At 63.1% G+C, this 18,749-nt stretch carries 16 protein-coding genes; 8 read left to right on the forward strand and 8 right to left on the reverse strand.

What is annotated here, in order from left to right; translation table 11 throughout:
• Positions 1–268 precede the first annotated feature (268 nt).
• The 6 genes from PDR5_RS26965 to pilG are packed head-to-tail and all read right to left on the reverse strand — an operon-like array spanning position 269 to position 10,134.
• Entirely contained in the window at positions 269–736 is a 468-nt protein-coding gene (locus tag PDR5_RS26965; protein WP_064600064.1) for a chemotaxis protein CheW, read from the reverse strand.
• The gene (locus tag PDR5_RS26970) at positions 729–6,644 is read right to left on the reverse strand and encodes an Hpt domain-containing protein (RefSeq protein ID WP_064600066.1); all 5,916 of its coding nucleotides are present in this window, start codon (positions 6,642–6,644) and stop codon (positions 729–731) included. Before PDR5_RS26970 ends, PDR5_RS26965 begins: the two co-directional genes overlap by 8 nt.
• Positions 6,645–6,679: 35 nt before the next feature.
• A complete protein-coding gene (locus PDR5_RS26975) occupies positions 6,680–8,740 on the reverse strand; it encodes a methyl-accepting chemotaxis protein (protein WP_064600068.1) in 2,061 nt (686 codons plus the stop codon).
• 13 nt (positions 8,741–8,753) lie between these two features.
• Positions 8,754–9,293 (reverse strand): chemotaxis protein CheW, encoded by a 540-nt coding sequence (locus tag PDR5_RS26980; protein WP_007953327.1) that lies wholly within the window; start codon positions 9,291–9,293, stop codon positions 8,754–8,756.
• 10 nt (positions 9,294–9,303) lie between these two features.
• Positions 9,304–9,669, reverse strand: coding sequence for a twitching motility response regulator PilH (pilH, locus tag PDR5_RS26985; RefSeq protein WP_007953328.1), 366 nt, complete (start codon positions 9,667–9,669; stop codon positions 9,304–9,306).
• A gap of 60 nt (positions 9,670–9,729) precedes the next feature.
• Complete coding sequence (pilG, locus tag PDR5_RS26990; RefSeq protein ID WP_007953330.1) at positions 9,730–10,134, reverse strand: twitching motility response regulator PilG; 405 nt, start codon at positions 10,132–10,134, stop codon at positions 9,730–9,732.
• A 224-nt stretch (positions 10,135–10,358) separates the two neighbouring features.
• On the opposite strand from pilG, the gene gshB reads away from it, so the two are divergent.
• From gshB to PDR5_RS27025, 7 genes are all read left to right on the forward strand, one after another.
• Entirely contained in the window at positions 10,359–11,309 is a 951-nt protein-coding gene (gshB, locus tag PDR5_RS26995; protein ID WP_064600070.1) for a glutathione synthase, read from the forward strand.
• A gap of 107 nt (positions 11,310–11,416) precedes the next feature.
• Positions 11,417–12,316 (forward strand): energy transducer TonB, encoded by a 900-nt coding sequence (locus PDR5_RS27000; RefSeq protein ID WP_064600072.1) that lies wholly within the window; start codon positions 11,417–11,419, stop codon positions 12,314–12,316.
• Positions 12,317–12,375: 59 nt separating this feature from the next.
• A complete protein-coding gene (locus PDR5_RS27005) occupies positions 12,376–12,948 on the forward strand; it encodes a YqgE/AlgH family protein (protein ID WP_011336368.1) in 573 nt (190 codons plus the stop codon).
• The gene (gene ruvX / locus PDR5_RS27010) at positions 12,948–13,385 is read left to right on the forward strand and encodes a Holliday junction resolvase RuvX (protein ID WP_007953334.1); all 438 of its coding nucleotides are present in this window, start codon (positions 12,948–12,950) and stop codon (positions 13,383–13,385) included. Before PDR5_RS27005 ends, ruvX begins: the two co-directional genes overlap by 1 nt.
• Before the next feature lie 81 nt (positions 13,386–13,466).
• Positions 13,467–13,970 (forward strand): bifunctional pyr operon transcriptional regulator/uracil phosphoribosyltransferase PyrR, encoded by a 504-nt coding sequence (gene pyrR / locus PDR5_RS27015; RefSeq protein ID WP_039767937.1) that lies wholly within the window; start codon positions 13,467–13,469, stop codon positions 13,968–13,970.
• A gap of 27 nt (positions 13,971–13,997) precedes the next feature.
• The gene (locus tag PDR5_RS27020; RefSeq protein ID WP_064600074.1) at positions 13,998–15,002 is read left to right on the forward strand and encodes an aspartate carbamoyltransferase catalytic subunit; all 1,005 of its coding nucleotides are present in this window, start codon (positions 13,998–14,000) and stop codon (positions 15,000–15,002) included.
• The gene (locus PDR5_RS27025; protein WP_064600076.1) at positions 14,999–16,270 is read left to right on the forward strand and encodes a dihydroorotase; all 1,272 of its coding nucleotides are present in this window, start codon (positions 14,999–15,001) and stop codon (positions 16,268–16,270) included. The genes PDR5_RS27020 and PDR5_RS27025 overlap by 4 nt, the downstream gene beginning before the upstream one ends.
• Positions 16,271–16,305: 35 nt before the next feature.
• Here PDR5_RS27025 and PDR5_RS27030 read toward each other — a convergent pair whose 3' ends face one another.
• Positions 16,306–16,740, reverse strand: a complete 435-nt coding sequence (locus tag PDR5_RS27030; protein ID WP_064600078.1) for an NINE protein — start codon at positions 16,738–16,740, stop codon at positions 16,306–16,308.
• A 249-nt stretch (positions 16,741–16,989) separates the two neighbouring features.
• Between PDR5_RS27030 and PDR5_RS27035 the strand changes: the two genes are divergently transcribed.
• Complete coding sequence (locus PDR5_RS27035; protein ID WP_039767935.1) at positions 16,990–17,607, forward strand: C40 family peptidase; 618 nt, start codon at positions 16,990–16,992, stop codon at positions 17,605–17,607.
• A gap of 47 nt (positions 17,608–17,654) precedes the next feature.
• Here PDR5_RS27035 and PDR5_RS27040 read toward each other — a convergent pair whose 3' ends face one another.
• Positions 17,655–18,689: a type IV pilus twitching motility protein PilT gene (locus PDR5_RS27040; protein WP_007953348.1), complete on the reverse strand. Its 1,035-nt coding sequence runs from the start codon at positions 18,687–18,689 to the stop codon at positions 17,655–17,657.
• Positions 18,690–18,749: the final 60 nt, after the last annotated feature.

The following is an 18,749-nucleotide window of genomic DNA, read 5'->3' on the forward strand; positions in this document are numbered from 1 at the left end:
GGTGGGGGCATCAATCAAGCGCGGTGGTGAATCATTACGGTCAGCGTAACGATCAAAAACGCCCTCACCCTAGCCCTCTCCCGGAGGGAGAGGGGACTGACCGTGGGATATTAGCGAGATGCACCGAAATGAACGATTTGCTCTGAATCCATAATCAACTCGGTGGCTCAGGTCGATGGATGATCCAAGACACCTCGGTCGGCCCCCTCTCCCTCCGGGAGAGGGCTGGGGTGAGGGGAATGGGGGAAGCGCAAAACTCAAGCGAGAATCAAACCAGCCCCGCATCCACCAACAACGTCTCCAACGCCAACAAATCCGGGACCTTCGCCACCTGCTCCCCCACCTGCACCGCCGCCTGCTCCAGCGCACACAACGGCACGTCGACATAACTCAACTGGCTGTCGAGCTTGTACGAGCGCGGAATCCCCTGCACCAGCAGCGCGATGAACTTCAACTCCGGCCGCCCGCCCAGGGCATTGAGGATGACAATCCGTGCCCGCTCGCCGATGACGATTTTGTTGCCGCACGCCGACTCGAAACTCAGCAGCGGAATCTGCCGCTCACGCCAGGTCACCCGACCGAGATACCACGGCGGTGTGTCGAGATCGAAGGCGCTGGACTGGTAGTCGATCAGCTCGGCGACGGCGACGTTGGGCAGGATCAGGTTGCGATCCGCCAGCGGCAGCAGCAGCCCGGTGAGCTGGCTGGCGCGTTGATTGTGCTGGCGTTCATGCATGTTTTTTGCTCCACAGGGCGATGCTTTCGAGCAGCACCGATTCCTGGTACGGCTTGCCGAGGTAGTCGTTGACGCCGATGGCCATCGCGCGGTCGCGGTGTTTCTGCCCGGTGCGCGAGGTGATCATGATGATCGGCAGATGCTGCAGGCGTTCATCTTGGCGTACCTGGGTCGCCACTTCGAAGCCATCCATGCGCGGCATTTCGATGTCGAGCAGCATCAGGTCCGGCATGTGTTCCTCCAGCAGCAGCATGGCATCGACCCCGTCCTTGGCGGTCAGCACGTTCATACCGTGGCGTTCGAGCAGACGGCTGGTGACCTTGCGTACCGTCACCGAGTCGTCGACCACCATCACCAGCAACGGCTTGTGCGGTTCGCTCTCGATGTCGTGACTGGCCGGGCGCTGCGGCAACCGCGCCTGCATCGCGCGGATCGGCGCCAGCAGATCGAGAATCAGCACCACCCGGCCATCGCCGAGAATCGTCGCCCCCGAAACGCCCTGCACCGAGGCGAACTGCGGGCCGAGGCTCTTGACCACGATCTCGCGGGTGCCGGCCATCGTGTCGACCTGCACCGCGATGTGCCGGTCGTTGCACTGCACCAGCAAGACCGGCACCGGCAGGCTCTGGCCGGACAGTTTCGGCCGTGGCGCGGTTTTCAGCAGCTCGCCCAGATAGCACAGTTCATAACGCTGGCCGCCGTACTGATAAGTCGGCGGGTCGAGACGGAAATGCCCGTCCAGTTCATTCGGCAGTACGCGGACGATGCCGTCGATGGTGTCCAGCGGAATCGCGTATTGATCCTCGCCGCACTGCACCATCAGCGCACGGTTGACCGACACGGTAAACGGCAGGCGAATGCGAAAATGCACGCCCTGCCCCGGCACCGAATCGATGCTCATGGTGCCGCCCAGTTGCCGCACTTCTTCGTGCACCACGTCCATGCCCACGCCGCGCCCGGAAATCTGGGTGATTTTCTCGGCCGTGGAAAAACCTGGATGGAGGATGAACTGCAACACCTCGCGGTCGCTGATCTCGGCGTCCGGCGCCAGCAGGCCGCGCTTGATCGCCTTGCGCCGCACGGCATCCAGCGGCACGCCGGCGCCATCGTCGCGGATGTCGAACACGATGTCGCCGCCCTCGCGGGACAGGTCGAGGCTGATCTGCCCCTGCGCCGGTTTGCCCGCCGCCAGCCGGACTTCGGCGGACTCCAGGCCATGGTCGACGGCATTGCGCAGCATGTGCTCCAGCGGCGCCGCCATGCGCTCGAGGACGTTGCGGTCCATCTCGCCTTCGGCGTTGCCGACGCTGAACGCCACGTCCTTGCCCAGCTCTTCGGCGACCTGGCGGACGATGCGTTTCAGACGCGGCAACATGCGCTCGAACGGCACCATGCGCGTGCGCATCAGGCCTTCCTGCAACTCGGTGTTGATCCGCCCCTGCTGCTGCAACAGGTTCTCCGCGTCGTGGGTGCGCCGGTCGAGGGTTTCCTTCAAGTCCAGCAAGTCGGAAGCAGACTCGAACAGCGCCCGTGACAACTGCTGCAACTGCGAATGGCGGTCCATTTCCAGCGGGTCGAAATCTTCGTAACCGAGGCGTTCGGCATCCACTTGCTGACGGCTGAGGATCCGCCCCTGGGTTTCGGTGTCGAGCCGGCGCAACTGGTCGCGCATGCGCTCGATGGTGGTTTCCATCTCGTGCAGGGCGGTCTGCGCATCGTTGACTTGCTGCTCGATGCGCCCACGGAAAATCGAGGTTTCGCCAGCGAGGTTGACCAGCTCGTCGAGCAGTTCGGCGGAGACCTTGACCATGTCCGCCCCGGTCTCGGGCGCCGGGGCCGCAGGCTCGGCCTTGACCGCAACCGGCGGCACGGGCGCCGGGGTTTGCACCAGCACGGGATGGCTGAAATTCTGGATCGCGCTGATCAGGCGGTCCGCCGGCGGACACGGCTGACCGGCGCGTACCCCGTCGAGCATCTGCGCCAAGCGGTCATGGCCACGCTGCAACAGCGCGAACAGTTCGGCGCTGCCCTGCAGGGTGCCGGCAGACAGGCTTTCGTAGAGGTTTTCCAGCTCATGAGCGAGGTCGCCGATCGGGCCGATTTCCACCATCCGCGCGCCGCCCTTGAGGGTGTGCAGATCGCGCAGCAGAGTTTCCACTTCCTGGCGATTACCGGGTTCGGCCTGCCAGCGCAGCAACGCGGCGCCGGAGTTTTCGATGATGTCGAAACCTTCCTCAAGGAAGATCTCCAGCAGCTCCGGATCGTGTGCGGGGCCATCCTGCGTGGCGGAAGCGGTCGGCGTCTCAGGACTGGCGCTCGAGCCCTGGCGAAAGCGGCGGATCGCCTCGATCAGGTCCTGCGCCGGATCCAGCGGCTGGTGCCGGTGCAACTGTTCGAGGAACAGCGCCAGGCGCTCGTGGCTCTGGCGCAGCAATCGATCCAGAGCTTCGCTGTGGCTGTACCGACGATCCACCAGCCCTTGGTAAAGGCCTTCCAGCTCATGGGCCAGATCACCGACGGCCGCCACCTCGGCCATCCGCGCGCCGCCCTTGAGCGTGTGCAAATCCCGTTGCAGCGACGACAGCGGTGCGCCGTTTTCCGGATCCTTCAGCCAGCGCTGCAAGGCTTGGCCGGCGCTGTCGAGAATGTCCACCGCCTCTTCGAGGAAGATCTCGACGATCTCGTCGTCCGGCCCGCTGTCGGCGCTGTGTTGTTGCAGTTCGGCGGTGGCGCTGCCCAGTTCGCGGATGCTCGTGGTGCGGCTGCCATCGCTGCGGATCAGGCCCATGGCCGACGGGTCGAGGCTCTCGTCGAGCAGTTCGTGCAAGGCGCGGATGCGTTGCGGTTGCGGGGTGATTTCCTGGCCGGCGGCCAGTTCGTCGAGCATGTTGATCAGCGCTTCATGGGCCTGCTGCGCCTCATGGAAAAACCGCTCGCTGACCGCCAGGCTGCTTTCCTCGACGGCGCCGTATAGATCGAGCAAGGCTTCACACAGCACATCCACCGGCAGCAGATCCGCCAGGTGCGCGCCCTCGCCCAGGGTGGTCAACTCATCCAGCAGCGCGCTGAGTTCCTGACGTTCGCCGGGGTGCTGCTGCCAGCGCTGCAAGAGGCTTTCGGCGTCGAGCAGGATGTCCATGCCTTGGGCCAGGAAGTTGTTGATCAGTTGCGGATCGCGCTTGACCCGCACCGCACTGCTCGGGGCATTGAGGATCGATTCCAGACGCTCGCCGAGCAGGGTTTCGGTGCGTTTGATCAGCGACTGCGCGCCGACAATCGGCGCCAGCGGATCGTGTTTGAGCTGACGCAGACCGACGCGGAACAGGCCCTCGGCTTCGAGCAGCAGTTCCACTTCGTCGAGGTCCAGCGCCAACTGATGGGCCTTGAATTCCCGGGCCAGTTTATCCAGCGGCGCCGCCAGTTCGGCAATCGGCGAAACTCCTGCCATCGAGGCGCTGCCCTTGAGGGTGTGCAGCGCGCGCTGCAACTCGTCGCTGGCCTGCAACGGCACATGTTCGGCGGCCTGATCGAGGAAGCGATTGAGGCTGGCGAGGTGAGTCTCGGCTTCGTTGCGGAAAATCTCCAGCAACAGCGGATCGAGGGCCGCGACATCTTCCACATCTTCGGCGGGCAGCGGTGTGTCACCCTTGGCCAGCGCATGGGCGCGGGCCGCCAGTTGATCGACATCGTAGCGCTGACGCTGACCGTTGGTGGCGAATTCGGCGATCAGGTCCGGCAACAGCAGCAGCGTGTCGGCCAACAACTGGCGCACCGCCGGGCCGGGTTCGACGCTGTGTTCCAGCACGCGGTTGAGCAGGTTTTCCACCGCCCAGGCCAGCTCGCCGAGGACCAGCGCGCGCACCATCCGGCCGCTGCCCTTCAGCGTATGGAAGCCGCGGCGCAGCTCACTGAGGGCGGCGCGGTCATCGGGCTCGGCAGACCAGCGCGGCAGGTAGTCGCTCAGCACCTCGAGCACTTCCCCGGTTTCTTCGAGGAACACTTCGCGCAGCTCGTCATCCACCGGTTCTTCATCGGCCGGTGGTGGCAGCAGGCTGCCCGGCGTGGTCAGCGCCGGCGGGTTGACCGCCGAGACCGGGCTGGCCAGCACTTCGGCCAACGACTGCACGATCTGCGGGTCGTCCAGCTCCTGTAAATCCTGCATCACCAGCGCTTCGCTGGGGCTGAGCACATCGTCGAGCACCGGCACATGCGGCTCGCCGGGCTGTTCGTCAGGAAAAAAACCGAGACTGGCGAGGCTTTTCTGCGCGATATCCAGCAAATGTTCGCTGGGTGCCTGCGGATCGTCGGTCAGGCGCTCGAGGTAATACTCGAGGCTAGTGATGGCGTCGGCGAGGCTGTCGAGTTGCTGCCAGCCCGGCTCGTGCGGGTCGAGCAACAGGTGCTCGCGGATAAATCCGTTACAGGCTTCGAGCAGGCTGGCCGCCCGCACCAGCGGAATCATCGCCAGCGCACCGCGCACCTGGGTCAGCAGCGCCGGCAGGCTTTGCAGTTGCTGGCGGTCCCAGTCGGCGTCGATGTAGTCGACGATCATGTCCTTGGCCTGTTGCAGACAGATGCGCGCTTCCTTGATCACGATCTGATGAATCTGCGTCAGGTCGGTGGTCGGCAGCCGCGAGTCATCCGGGCTCTCCGGCTCCACCGTACCGACCATCCCGGCCAGCGTCGCCTCGACGTAGAGCAAGGCGCCGGCGACGTCCATCAGCGTGGCGTCGTTCGGTTCGCGCTGGCCCTGCGCGAGGCTGAGCACCACCGCCAGTTGATCGATGATCACCTTGCGCGGCTGGCCGAAACCGAGCACCGCCAGGGTGTCGGCGATCTGGCGCAGCGGCGCCAGCAGGCTGTCCAGGTCCGAGGCGTGCTGGCGGTCGCTACGCACGAACAGGTCGAGGCGTTCCTTGACCCGCACCAGCTCTTCGCACAGCGCCGCGAGCACCGAGCGCATGGCATCGCGGTCAGGGCCGGCCAGACGCGCGCGTTCTTCGTCGACCATCGCGCTGTCGGGCAGCGCGTCGTCCAGGGAGTAGCGATCTTTCATGGTCAGCATCTGCCCGGTGGGATGTTCGGCTTTGGCGATATAAAACAGCAGGCTTTTCAGCAGTTCAGGCGGTGGCGGCTGGTTGAGGCCGGGCATGCCTTGTTCGAGCAGACGCTTGAGTTCCTTGTCGGCGTCCTTGAACAGGCTGCGCAGGGCCGGGCTGTTGGCGATCCGCCCTTCGCGCATGCCCTCGACCAGCGCCGACGCGACCTGCCACAACGGGCTCAGCGGCGAGTTACCGCTCAACGCTTCGAGGCGGGTGAAGACCTTGGCCAGATAACCGAGGTGCGTCTGGTCATCCTGTTCGCGGAGCAATCCGACCAGCGCCATTTGCAGCATCTGACGCAATTTGCGCAACACATTCGGCAGCTCTGCCGGCTCCAGCAGCGCCAGGGTTTCCTCGCCCAGCGGCGCCAGCTCGGGCAACTGCGGGCTGAACAGGCTGGTTTCCGACAACAGGCTTTCGCCCCGGGCGCTGCGCAAGTCGTTGATCAGCGGCAGCACCACCAGTGGCAGGTCGCGGCGGGCGCCCTGCACGCGGTCGAGGTAGATCGGCAATTGACCCAGCGCCTGCAACAGCAAGTGCAGCGCTTCGTCACGGTGGCTGACGCGGTCGTTCTGCAACGCTTCGACCAGGTGTTCCATTTCTTCGGCGAGCAATGCCGCGCCGTAGAACTCGACCATCTGCAGGCTGCCGTGTACCTGATGGATGCAGGCCAGGCATTCGTCCAGCCCGGGCACGGACTGCGGATCGTCGAGCACGGCTTCGATGGCCTGATGCGCCTGCCTCAGCGTCTCGGCGATTTCACCCTTGACCCATTCAAGGGCCACGTAATCGTGCCGGTCACCCATAACCACTCCGCTCGACATTGCCTCGCCCGCAGGCCTCACGCCTTGTCCGAGACGGGCGCAGACGCCGCCGGCAAGGTGAACCCGGACACCGAGCGACGCAACTGGCTGGCCATTTTCGCCAGGTTGCCGATGCTCTCGGCGGTGGCCGTGGAGCCGGACGAGGTCTGCGAAGTGATCTGCTGGATCACGTTCATCGTCAGGGAAATCTGCCCGGCCGAAGACGTCTGCTGCTGCGCCGCGTTGGAAATGCTCTGGATCAGCGCCGCGAGGGTCTTGGACACGCCTTCGATTTCTTCCAGGGCCACCCCGGCATCCTGCGCCAGCCGCGCGCCGCGCACCACTTCGGTGGTGGTCTGCTCCATGGAAATCACGGCTTCGTTGGTGTCGGTCTGGATCGCCCGCACCAGCGTCTCGATCTGCCGGGTCGCAGCGGACGAGCGCTCGGCCAGCCGCTGCACTTCGTCGGCCACCACGGCAAAACCGCGCCCGGCATCACCGGCCATCGACGCCTGAATCGCCGCGTTGAGGGCGAGGATGTTGGTCTGGTCAGCAATGTCATCGATCAGGCTGACGATGTCGCCGATTTCCTGGGACGACTCGCCCAGGCGCTTGATGCGCTTGGCGGTGTCCTGGATCTGTTCGCGGATGTTGTCCATGCCGTGGATGGTGTTGTGCACCACTTCGTTGCCCTTGTTGGCGATCTCCACCGAACGTTCGGCCACCGCCGAAGATTCGGCGGCGTTGGCCGATACCTGATCGATGGACTGGGCCATGTCGCTGATCGCGGTCGAGGCTTCGGAAATCTGCTGGGCCTGATGCTCCGAGGCCTGGGCCAGATGCATGGCGGTGGCCTGGGTTTCCTGCACCGCAGCGGCGACCTGGCCGGCGGTGAGGTTGATGGTGGCGACCAGATCGCGCAACTGGTCGACCGAATAGTTGATCGAGTCGGCGATGGTTCCGGTGAAGTCTTCGGTCACCGAGGCGGTCACGGTCAGGTCGCCGTCGGCGAGGTCTTCGATCTCGTCGAGCAGGCGCATGATCGCGTTCTGGTTGCGCTCGTTCTTCTCGGCGGTCTCGCGCAACTGACGGTTGGTTTCCCGGACCATGACCAGGCCGATCAGGATGATCGAGGCCAGCGCCAGCAGGCCCAGTACGTAGCCGCCGATGGTGTCGGTGTTACGCCCGCCGGCAAGGTTTTCGAAACGGCTGGCCAGGTGCGAGGCTTCGTCGAGCAGGGTCTGCGACAGGCTGAAGATATTGGTGGCCGACTCACGGACCTTGAACAGCTCCGGCGAGGTTTCGAGGATTTCATCCACGGAACCCGAGACGAACTGGAACAGCTCGGAAATCTCGCTCAAGCGAGCGCGGGCATCGCGGTCTTCGACCTGGCTGATCTTCAGCGCCGGGTTGCCTTGCAACATGCCGTTGAGCACCTGGCCGAAGCGTGCGGCATCGCGGCCGAACGCGTCGGCAGCCTGCTGGGAGTTTTCATCGCCCGAGAGCACGGTGTTCACCGCACCGAGAATCCGCTCGGCCAGCAGCGACTGACGCTGGGCCATCGCCACCTGCGCCGCCGGCGCACCGCGTTGCAGGAGGATTTCCACGACTTTTTCGTATTCGATCTGCAACTGCGGCACGGTTTCGGCCAGGGTCGCGGCCACTTGATGCAGGGACAGCACGGTCTGCTCGCTGGAGAGAATCGCGTCGGTGTTTTTCAGCAGGCGTTCCCAGTCCAACTGCACGGCGCGCATTTCCGGGCGCACGACGGATGGCGCCGGCGGCAGGCCGGTGCTCGGGTCGCCCTTCTTGAGGTAACCCCAGCGTTGGGCAAAATCGTTGCGCGCATCGCTGAGCAGCTTGAACGCGGCGGCTTTGCCGGCGGCGGCTTCGGTGGCGTTCTTGGCGATCCGCTGCGACAGCACCCGCAGCTCGCCGGCGTGGCCGATGTACTGCTTGTCGTAGTTGGCCTGGGTGTTGAGGTAAGCGAAGTTGGCGAACAGCAGCATGATGAACACGATCAGTGCGATAAACAGCACGATGATCTGCGAGCGGCTGCGCGAGCCTTCTGCGGGCTTGCCTGTTTTTGCTTTGATCATCGGTCCTCGCCTGTTAAACCGCGACGTGCATGAAACTCGGTGACTGCGCCAGCGCAAACAGGCTGAACACCCGCCAGTTCTGCTCGCGCCGGAAATAGCCCTTGATGAACTCGCCTTTGGAGCCTTGCCGTTTACTGATCGAGACAGATTCGAAACTGTCCTGCTCGAAGTGCTGCAGGCCAAAGACTTCATCGACCAGCAACCCGGCAAACACGTCCTGATGCTCTACCACCAAGACCCGCCGCTGTTTGCGCATCGGTGACAGCTCATGGCCGAAAAAGCCGCACAGGTCCATGACCGGCAGCAGCCGTCCGCGCAGATTGGCCACGCCCTTGACCCATGGCTTGACGCCCGGCAGCTGGGTGACACGCAGTTCGGGCAGCACTTCGCTGACTTCGCCCATCGGCGTGACGTACCAGTGCTCGCCCAGACGAAAGCCGATGCCGCTCCAGCGATCCTGGCGCGCCGGTTGCGACGGCAGGTCCGCCGCCAGCAGGCGACAGCGCTGGTCGATCTGCCACAACAGTTCGAACGCGGTCAGCGACTCGCTCATGGCGGCGCGATCAACCGGCCAGCACGTTGTTCAGGGTCTTGATCAGCGTGTCTTCGTCGACCGGTTTGGTCAGGTAGTCCTTGGCGCCCTGGCGGGTGCCCCAGACCTTGTCGGTCTCCTGATCCTTGGTGGTGATGATGATCACCGGGATGTGGCTGGTTTCCGCATCCTTGGTCAACTGGCGGGTAGCCTGAAAGCCGTTGAGGCCGGGCATGACGATGTCCATCAGCACCGCGTCGGGTTTTTCCTGGCGGGCCAGGGCCACGCCGTCGGCGCCGTTTTCGGCTTTCAGCACTTCGTGCCCGTGCTTTTCCAGCATGCCGGTGAGTTTGTACATTTCGGTCGGCGAGTCATCGACGATCAGGATACGTGCCATGGTCTTCCCCATTTTTCTTGTCGACACCGGGCCCGCTGGCCGAGCGTCTCTGTGCGTGTCTTACTGCGGCAAAGCGGCAGCGAAGCCCGGAACATGGGCCGAAATCGCGTCGAGCAGTTCTTCCTTGCTGAAAGGCTTGGTCAAAAATTGATCGGAACCGACAATCCGCCCCTTGGCCTTGTCGAACAGCCCGTCCCGGGACGACAGCATGATCACCGGCGTGCCCTTGAACGCATTGTTGTTCTTGATTAAAGCGCAGGTCTGATAACCATCCAGACGCGGCATCATGATGTCGACAAAGATGATCCCGGGATGGTGGTCGGCGATCTTCGCCAGGGCGTCAAAACCGTCGATCGCGGTGATGACTTCGCACCCTGCATTTTTCAACAGGGTCTCGGCGGTGCGACGAATCGTTTTCGAGTCGTCGATCACCATGACCTTCAAGGCGCTGGACTGCTGTTCCATAAGGGGGCTCTACCGTCGCCTTTGCGAATCAATTTGTCCGTTTTGCGATGACTGATGGCTGGAAACCCTTGATGCTCAAGGGCCAGCACGGCTGGGAGCCTTTTTAGCACAGTCTCCAGACGCAATCTATCGACGGGTTTTTCCTTGACCGAAAACCCGCCCGGCGCCACTCTGGCGGCACTTTTTTCATACCGATCCGGTAGCCAATTTTCGAGGAAAACCCAATGAGCGTTCGCGTCGGGATTGTCATGGACCCTATCGCCAGCATTTCCTATAAAAAGGATAGCTCGCTGGCCATGCTGCTGGCGGCGCAGAAGCGCGGCTGGGAACTGTTCTATATGGAACAGAAAGACCTTTACCAGGGTGAAGGCCAGGCACGGGCGCGAATGAAGCCGCTGAAAGTCTTCGCCAACCCGGAAAAATGGTTCGAACTGGGCGCCGAGCAGGATTCGCTGCTCAGCGATCTGAACGTGATCCTGATGCGCAAGGATCCACCGTTCGACATGGAGTTCGTCTACTCCACCTACCTGCTCGAACAGGCCGAGTCCGCCGGGGTGCTGGTGGTCAACAAACCGCAGAGCCTGCGCGACTGCAACGAAAAGCTGTTTGCCACGCTGTTCCCGCAGTGCACGCCGCCGACCGTGGTCAGCCGCCGCGCCGACGTGCTGCGTGAATTCGCCGCCAAACATGGCGACGTGATCCTCAAGCCGCTGGACGGCATGGGCGGTACTTCGATCTTCCGTCACCGCGCCGGCGACCCGAACCTGTCGGTGATTCTGGAAACCCTGACCGCCCTCGGCGCCCAGCAGATCATGGGCCAGGCCTACCTGCCGGCGATCAAGGACGGCGACAAGCGCATCCTGATGATCGACGGCGAGCCGGTGGATTACTGCCTGGCGCGGATTCCGGCCCAGGGCGAAACCCGTGGCAACCTCGCGGCTGGCGGTCGTGGCGAAGCCCGTCCGCTGACCGACAAGGATCGCTGGATCGCCGCTCAGGTCGGCCCGACCTTGCGCGAGAAGGGCCTGCTGTTCGTCGGCCTGGACGTGATCGGCGAGCACCTGACCGAAATCAACGTCACCAGCCCGACCTGCATCCGCGAAATCGACAATGCCTTCGGCACCGACATCGGCGGCCTGCTGATGGATGCCATCGAGAAAAAGCTGCAAGCTTGATGTGCATCACATGCAGCCTGTCGCTTGATGCTTGAAGCCCAAGGCGTGAAACCAACATTGCGTTATCATGCGCGGCCTGTGAAAAACGCGATGTTGGTTTTCTTGTCATGACACTTCCGTCCGATCTGCCCGCTGAACTCGCCCACAAAGGCGTGCGCCCGGTCGATCGCCTCGGATTTACCCTGTTTCTCGCGGCGCTGATCCACCTGGCGCTGCTGCTCGGCGTGGGTTTCACCATGGTCGAGCCCAAGCAGATCAGCAAAACCCTGGAAATCACCCTCGCCACCTTCAAGAGCGAAAAGAAGCCGACGAAGGCCGACTTTCTCGCCCAGGAAAACCAGGAAGGCAGCGGCACCCTCGACAAGAAGGCGATCCCCAAGACCACCGAGGTCGCGCCGTTCCAGGCAAATGAAGTCAAGAAAGTCACCCCGCCGCCCGCCGCCAAGCCGGAAGTGCAGGAAGCCGCGCCCAAGGCGGCCGTGACCACCGTCGCGCCGAAACCGAAAAAGGCGCCGACCAAGAAAGAAGAAGCCAGGACCGAGACCAAACCGACGGTCGACGCCCCGACTTTCGACAGCTCGCAGCTCTCCAGCGACATCGCCAGTCTTGAAGCCGAACTGGCCAACGAACAACAGCTGTATGCCAAGCGTCCGCGCATCCACCGCCTCAGCGCCGCGTCGACCATGCGCGACAAGGGCGCCTGGTACAAGGACGAATGGCGCAAGAAGGTCGAGCGCATCGGCAACCTCAATTACCCCGACGAAGCCCGGCGCAAGCAGATCTACGGCAATCTGCGCCTGATGGTGTCGATCAACCGCGACGGCTCGCTGTATGAAGTGCTGGTGCTGGAGTCTTCCGGCCAGCCGCTGCTGGATCAGGCGGCGCAACGTATCGTGCGACTGGCGGCACCGTTTGCACCGTTTACCGGGGACCTGTCGGACATCGACCGGCTGGAAATCATCCGCACCTGGAAATTCGCCCGGGGTGACCGGCTGTCCAGTAACTGAGTCGATCTTTTGCCCGCTCCAGCTTGTCAGTTCGCCCCCCGAACGCCACACTAGCGCACATGAAAAACGTCAGCCCCAGCTACCTCAAGCATCACTTCCTGATCGCCATGCCACACATGGCCGACCCGAACTTTGCCCACACCTTGACCTACATCGTCGAGCACACGGCCAATGGCGCCATGGGGCTGGTGGTCAACCGACCGCAAGAGCTGAATCTGGCCGACATCCTCGAACAACTGCGCCCTGACATCGACCCGCCAGCGCTGTGCCAGCATGTGCCGATCTTCATCGGTGGCCCGGTGCAGACCGATCGCGGTTTTGTCCTGCACCCGGCGGGCAAGACGTTCCAGGCGACCGTCGAGCTGGAGGGCGATCTGGCCCTGTCGACCTCGCAGGACGTGCTGTTCGCCATCGCCGACGGCGTGGGCCCGGCCAAAAGCGTGATCACCCTCGGTTATGCCGGCTGGGAAGCCGGGCAACTGGAGGCCGAGTTGGCCGACAATGCCTGGCTGACCTGCCCGTACGACGCCGACATCCTGTTCAACACCAGCAGTGAACTGCGCCTGGAAGCAGCGGCCAGGCACCTGGGGATCAACCTCAGCCTGCTGACCAGCCAGGCAGGACACGCCTGATGGCCCTGCGCCTGATCCTCGGCTTCGACTACGGCACCAAACAGATCGGCGTGGCGGTCGGCCAGGTGATTACCGGCCAGGCCCGCGAACTGTGCACCTTGAAGGCGCAAAACGGTGTGCCGGACTGGAATCAGGTCGAAGCCCTGATAAAGGAATGGAAACCCGACGCCGTGGTGGTCGGCCTGCCGCTGAACATGGACGGCACGCCCAGCGAGATGTGCGCCCGCGCCGAGAAATTCGCCCGCCGCCTCAACGGCCGTTTCAACCTGCCTTTCTATACCCACGACGAACGCCTGACCACCTTCGAAGCCAAGGGCGAGCGACTGGTGCGCGGCGGACAGAAAGGCAGCTACCGCGATAACCCGGTGGACGCCATCGCCGCCGCCCTGCTGCTGCAAGGCTGGCTCGACGAAAACACCGCACTATTTGAATCCTGACAAGCGCTACGGCGCTTTTCTTTTGGTTACAACCCGAGCCCCGGTTCGCGAGAGCCGGCTCGACCCCGAGAAGGAGCAACCATGAGCCTGCCCAATCCCGCCGATCTGATCAGCCAGATGGCGACCCGCCTCAAGGCGCACCTTGCCCAGCGTGATATCAGCGAACCGCGTTACATCGGCATCCGCACCGGCGGCGTCTGGGTCGCCCAGGCCCTGCTCAAAGAGCTGGGCAGCGATGCGCCATTGGGCACGCTGGATGTTTCCTTCTACCGCGACGACTTCAGCCAGAACGGCCTGCACCCGCAAGTGCGCCCTTCCGCCCTGCCCTTCGAAATCGAAGGCCAGCATCTGGTGCTGATCGACGACGTACTGATGAGCGGCCGGACCATCCGCGCTGCCATGAACGAACTGTTCGACTACGGCCGCCCGGCCAGCGTGACGCTGGTCTGCCTGCTGGACCTGGACGCCGGCGAACTGCCGATCCGCCCGAACGTGGTCGGCGCGACCCTGTCGCTGGCCGCCCACGAGCGGGTCAAGCTGTCCGGGCCGGAGCTGGCCCTCGAACTGCAAGACCTTGCCCTTTAATCCGCCCTATTGAGAGTCCCCCTCGCGATGACGCCTCTAGATACCAAGCGCCCGCTGCAGCTCAATGATCAGGGCCAGCTGCGCCACTTCCTCTCGCTCGACGGCCTGCGCCGCGAGTTGCTGACGGAAATCCTCGACACCGCCGACTCGTTCCTCGAAGTCGGTGCCCGGGCCGTGAAGAAGGTCCCGTTGCTGCGCGGCAAGACCGTGTGCAACGTGTTCTTCGAAAACTCGACCCGCACCCGCACCACCTTCGAACTGGCGGCCCAGCGCCTGTCGGCGGACGTGATCACCCTGAACGTGTCGACATCGTCGGCCAGCAAGGGCGAAACCCTGCTCGACACCCTGCGCAATCTGGAAGCCATGGCTGCCGACATGTTCGTCGTGCGCCACGGTGACTCGGGCGCCGCGCACTTCATCGCCGAACATGTCTGCCCGCAGGTGGCGATCATCAACGGCGGCGACGGCCGACACGCGCACCCGACCCAGGGCATGCTCGACATGCTGACCATCCGCCGCCACAAGGGCGGTTTCGAGAACCTCTCGGTGGCCATCGTCGGCGACATCCTGCACTCGCGGGTGGCGCGCTCGAACATGCTCGCCCTGAAGACCCTCGGCTGCCGGGACATCCGCGTGATCGCGCCGAAAACCCTGCTGCCGATCGGCATCGAGCAATACGGCGTGAAGGTCTACACCGACATGACCGAAGGCCTGAAAGACGTCGACGTGGTGATCATGCTGCGCCTGCAGCGTGAGCGCATGACCGGCGGCCTGCTGCCGAGCGAAGGCGAGTTCTACCGCCTGTTCGGCCTGACCACCGCGCGCCTGGCCGGCGCCAAGCCCGATTGCATCGTCATGCACCCGGGGCCGATCAACCGCGGCGTGGAGATCGAGTCGGCGGTGGCCGACGGCCCGCACTCGGTGATCCTCAATCAAGTCACCTACGGCATCGCAATCCGTATGGCCGTGCTGTCCATGGCCATGAGCGGGCAAACGGCGCAACGTCAATTCGAGCAGGAGAACGCCCAGTGAAGCTCAGCATTCTCGGCGCCCGCGTCATCGATCCAAGCAGCGGCCTGGATCAAATCACCGATATTCACGTTGAAGCCTGCAAGATCGTCGCCCTCGGCGCTGCACCGGCCGGTTTCACCGCCGTCGAAACCATCGACGCCCAAGGGCTTGTCGCCGCTCCTGGCCTCGTAGACCTCAACGTCGCCCTGCGCGAGCCGGGCTACAGTCGCAAAGGCACCATCGCCAGCGAAACCCGCGCTGCGGCGGCCGGTGGCGTGACCAGCCTGTGCTGCCCGCCGAAGACCAAACCGGTGCTCGACACCTCCGCCGTGGCCGAGCTGATCCTCGACCGCGCCCGCGAGGCCGGCAACACCAAGGTGTTCCCGATCGGCGCGCTGAGCAAAGGTCTGGATGGCGAACAGTTGGCCGAGCTGGTGGCCCTGCGCGACGCCGGTTGCGTAGCGTTCGGCAACGGCCTGGAAAGCTTCCGCAACACCCGCACCCTTTGCCGGGCGCTGGATTACGCGGCAACGTTCGACCTGACGGTGATTTTCAACTCGCAGGATCACGACCTCGCCGACGGCGGCCTGGCCCACGAAGGTGCCACCGCCAGCTTCCTCGGCCTGCCAGGCATCCCGGAAACAGCTGAAACCGTGGCCCTGGCCCGTGATCTGTTGCTGGTCGAGCAAACCGGCGTGCGTGCGCACTTCAGCCAGCTGACCAGTGCTCGCGGCGTGGCCTTGATCGCTCAGGCCCAGGCTCGTGGCTTGAAAGTCACGGCGGATGTCGCCCTGTATCAGCTGATCCTGACGGACGAAGCGCTGATCGACTTCAGCAGCCTGTATCACGTGCAACCGCCGCTGCGCACCCGCGCCGACCGCGAAGGCCTGCGTGAAGCGGTGAAGTCCGGCGTGGTTTCGGCGATTTCCAGCCATCACCAGCCCCATGAGCGTGATGCCAAACTGGCACCGTTCGGCGCGACCGAACCGGGCATCAGCAGCGTCGAACTGCTGCTGCCGCTGGCGATGACGCTGGTCGAGGATGGCCTGCTGGACCTGCCGACCCTGCTGGCCCGCCTGAGCGCCGGCCCGGCCGAGGCCCTGCGCCTGCCGGCGGGCAAACTGGCGGTGGGGGGTGCGGCGGATATCGTGCTGTTCGATCCGAAGGCCTCGACCGTTGCCGGCGAAACCTGGCTGTCGAAAGGCGAGAACTGCCCGTTCCTCGGCCATAGCCTGCCGGGTGTGGTGCGTTACACCTTGGTGGATGGCCGGATCAGTCACCAGGCGTAAAAAAATGGCGAGGGAGCCAGCTCCCTCGCCATCACTTACTGAAATGCGCCCCGCCCTTCGGCATTACGCACCGACACCTGATCGTTCAGCGTCCAGAAGTCATACAGCACCCCAAGAAAGAACAACCCGCCGGTCAGCAGATACACCAACCCGCTGATCCACTTGCCCTGATACATCCGGTGCACGCCGAGCGCGCCGAGGAAGGTCAGCAGAATCCACGCCACGTTGTACTCGATCGGGCCCGCGGCGAAACGCAGGTCAGCTTCGCGATCCATCGCCGGGATCAGGAACACGTCGATCAGCCAGCCGATCCCCAGCAACCCGAAAGTGAAAAACCAGATCGTGCCGGTCACCGGTTTGCCGTAATAGAAGCGGTGGGAGCCTGTGAAACCGAAAATCCACAACAGGTAACCGATCACCTTGCTGTGGGTGTCTTTTTCCTTCACACGGGGCAGCTGATAGCCGTTCATTAAGACCTCGATACACGCGATAGATAAATATTCTTTAATTCTTTGTGACTTTTTTACAGGTAGCCGACGTATGGCAAATGCTACCGTGTGTCCCGTCAAAGCCTTATAGCACCGGACTTCTGTCCGACAATTGCGTCTTTTTGCCGCTTATTTGGTTCCGTTGGCATCGGATTGAATCGACCAACGGCCTCGGAAGTGACAAAAAAGCTGTTATAAAGTTGCGCGCTAACACATCAAGAGCCCTGCCTAATGCGTCCATTTTTCAAGACATGGCTAACTATTTGCCTATTAATGCCACTGGCCGCCCACGCCACCAATCGTGAGCAACGTCTTCCCAACGTTAACGGTTTCACCCCTAAATCCCATGCCTCTGCTCCTTCGAACAAAGGCAAACAGGTCAAGCACACCACGCTGAGCAGCACCGGCCGAAGCAAGCTGGTGCCACCGATGGCGACCAAGGAAAGCAGCAACGTCCTCAGTCGCGCGGTAAACGTCCTCGGTACGCCATACCGTTGGGGCGGCAGCAGCCCGAGTAAAGGCTTCGACTGCAGCGGTCTGGTGAAATACGCGTTCAACGACGCCACGTTCGACCTGCCACGCACCTCGAACGCCATGGCCAGCGGTCACGGCGAGAAAGTCGAACGCAAGGACCTGAAGCCGGGCGACCTGATTTTCTTCAACATCAAGAGCCGTCGGGTCAATCACGTTGCCATCTACCTGGGCAACGACCGTTTCATCCATGCACCACGGCGCGGCAAAGCGGTGAGCATCGACACACTGAACAAGCCGTACTGGGAAAAGCATTACGTGGTGGCCAAACGCGTATTGCCGAAAGAACAGGGGCAGATGCGCGTCGTTCAGCGCTGATTGTTCAGGTACAAAAAAACGCAGCCCACGGGCTGCGTTTTTTTTGCCTAAAAGTTATCCGGCGTGCGCGCTTTCTCCCGCGCATGTTCACGGCTGATCAAGCCCTTGGTCACCAGATCCTTCAGGCACATGTCGAGTGTCTGCATTCCCAGCGAGCCACCGGTCTGTATCGCCGAATACATCTGCGCCACCTTGTCCTCGCGGATCAGGTTACGGATCGCCGACGTACCCAGCATGATCTCGTGCGCCGCCACCCGACCGCCGCCGATCTTCTTGATCAGCGTCTGCGACACCACCGCCAGCAACGACTCCGAGAGCATCGAGCGCACCATGGACTTTTCGTCCCCAGGGAACACGTCCACGACACGGTCGATGGTCTTGGCTGCCGACGTGGTGTGCAAGGTGCCGAACACCAGGTGCCCGGTCTCGGCGGCGGTCAGCGCCAGGCGGATGGTTTCCAGATCGCGCATCTCGCCCACCAGGATCACATCCGGGTCTTCGCGCAGCGCTGAGCGCAATGCGGTGGCGAAACTGCGGGTATCACGATGGACTTCGCGCTGATTGATCAGGCATTTACGCGATTCGTGGACAAATTCGATCGGATCTTCAATGGTCAGGATGTGGTGATGACGATGGGTGTTGAGGTAGTCGATCATCGCCGCCAGTGTCGTGGACTTGCCGGAGCCGGTCGGTCCGGTCACCAGCACCAGCCCGCGCGGCGCATCGGTGATCTTGCGAAAGACGTCGCCCATGGCGAGGTCTTCCATGCTCAGCACTTTCGACGGGATGGTCCGGAACACTGCGCCAGCGCCACGGTTCTGGTTGAAGGCATTGACCCGAAAGCGCGCCACACCGGGGACTTCGAAGGAAAAGTCGGTTTCCAGATGTTTCTCGAAGTCCACCCGCTGGGTGTCGTTCATGATGTCGTAGATCAGCTCGTGCACCTGCTTGTGATCCAGCGCCGGCAGATTGATCCGCCGCACATCGCCATCCACGCGGATCATCGGCGGCAGACCGGCCGACAGGTGCAGGTCGGAAGCGCCCTGTTTGGCGCTGAAGGCCAGCAGTTCAGTGATATCCATAGCGTCCCTCAATTCCAGTAGAATGCCGCGAACCTTCAGACCGCTGGCGCCAAATCCTGC

Origin of the sequence: Pseudomonas sp. DR 5-09, assembly GCF_001655595.1 — a bacterium.
In the GTDB taxonomy this organism is placed as follows: Bacteria; Pseudomonadota; Gammaproteobacteria; order Pseudomonadales; family Pseudomonadaceae; genus Aquipseudomonas; species Aquipseudomonas pharyngis.

Coding starts and splice junctions, on each gene's coding strand:
- PDR5_RS26975 (WP_064600068.1), bottom strand. CDS start 8,740: ATGATCAAAGCAAAAACAGGCAAGCCCGCAGAAGGCTCGCGCAGCCGC.
- PDR5_RS26970 (WP_064600066.1), bottom strand. CDS start 6,644: ATGGGTGACCGGCACGATTACGTGGCCCTTGAATGGGTCAAGGGTGAA.
- PDR5_RS27040 (WP_007953348.1), bottom strand. CDS start 18,689: ATGGATATCACTGAACTGCTGGCCTTCAGCGCCAAACAGGGCGCTTCC.
- PDR5_RS27020 (WP_064600074.1), top strand. CDS start 13,998: ATGACGCCTCTAGATACCAAGCGCCCGCTGCAGCTCAATGATCAGGGC.
- ruvX (WP_007953334.1), top strand. CDS start 12,948: ATGGCCCTGCGCCTGATCCTCGGCTTCGACTACGGCACCAAACAGATC.
- PDR5_RS26980 (WP_007953327.1), bottom strand. CDS start 9,293: ATGAGCGAGTCGCTGACCGCGTTCGAACTGTTGTGGCAGATCGACCAG.
- PDR5_RS27000 (WP_064600072.1), top strand. CDS start 11,417: ATGACACTTCCGTCCGATCTGCCCGCTGAACTCGCCCACAAAGGCGTG.
- pilH (WP_007953328.1), bottom strand. CDS start 9,669: ATGGCACGTATCCTGATCGTCGATGACTCGCCGACCGAAATGTACAAA.
- gshB (WP_064600070.1), top strand. CDS start 10,359: ATGAGCGTTCGCGTCGGGATTGTCATGGACCCTATCGCCAGCATTTCC.
- pilG (WP_007953330.1), bottom strand. CDS start 10,134: ATGGAACAGCAGTCCAGCGCCTTGAAGGTCATGGTGATCGACGACTCG.
- PDR5_RS27030 (WP_064600078.1), bottom strand. CDS start 16,740: ATGAACGGCTATCAGCTGCCCCGTGTGAAGGAAAAAGACACCCACAGC.
- pyrR (WP_039767937.1), top strand. CDS start 13,467: ATGAGCCTGCCCAATCCCGCCGATCTGATCAGCCAGATGGCGACCCGC.
- PDR5_RS26965 (WP_064600064.1), bottom strand. CDS start 736: ATGCATGAACGCCAGCACAATCAACGCGCCAGCCAGCTCACCGGGCTG.
- PDR5_RS27005 (WP_011336368.1), top strand. CDS start 12,376: ATGAAAAACGTCAGCCCCAGCTACCTCAAGCATCACTTCCTGATCGCC.
- PDR5_RS27035 (WP_039767935.1), top strand. CDS start 16,990: ATGCGTCCATTTTTCAAGACATGGCTAACTATTTGCCTATTAATGCCA.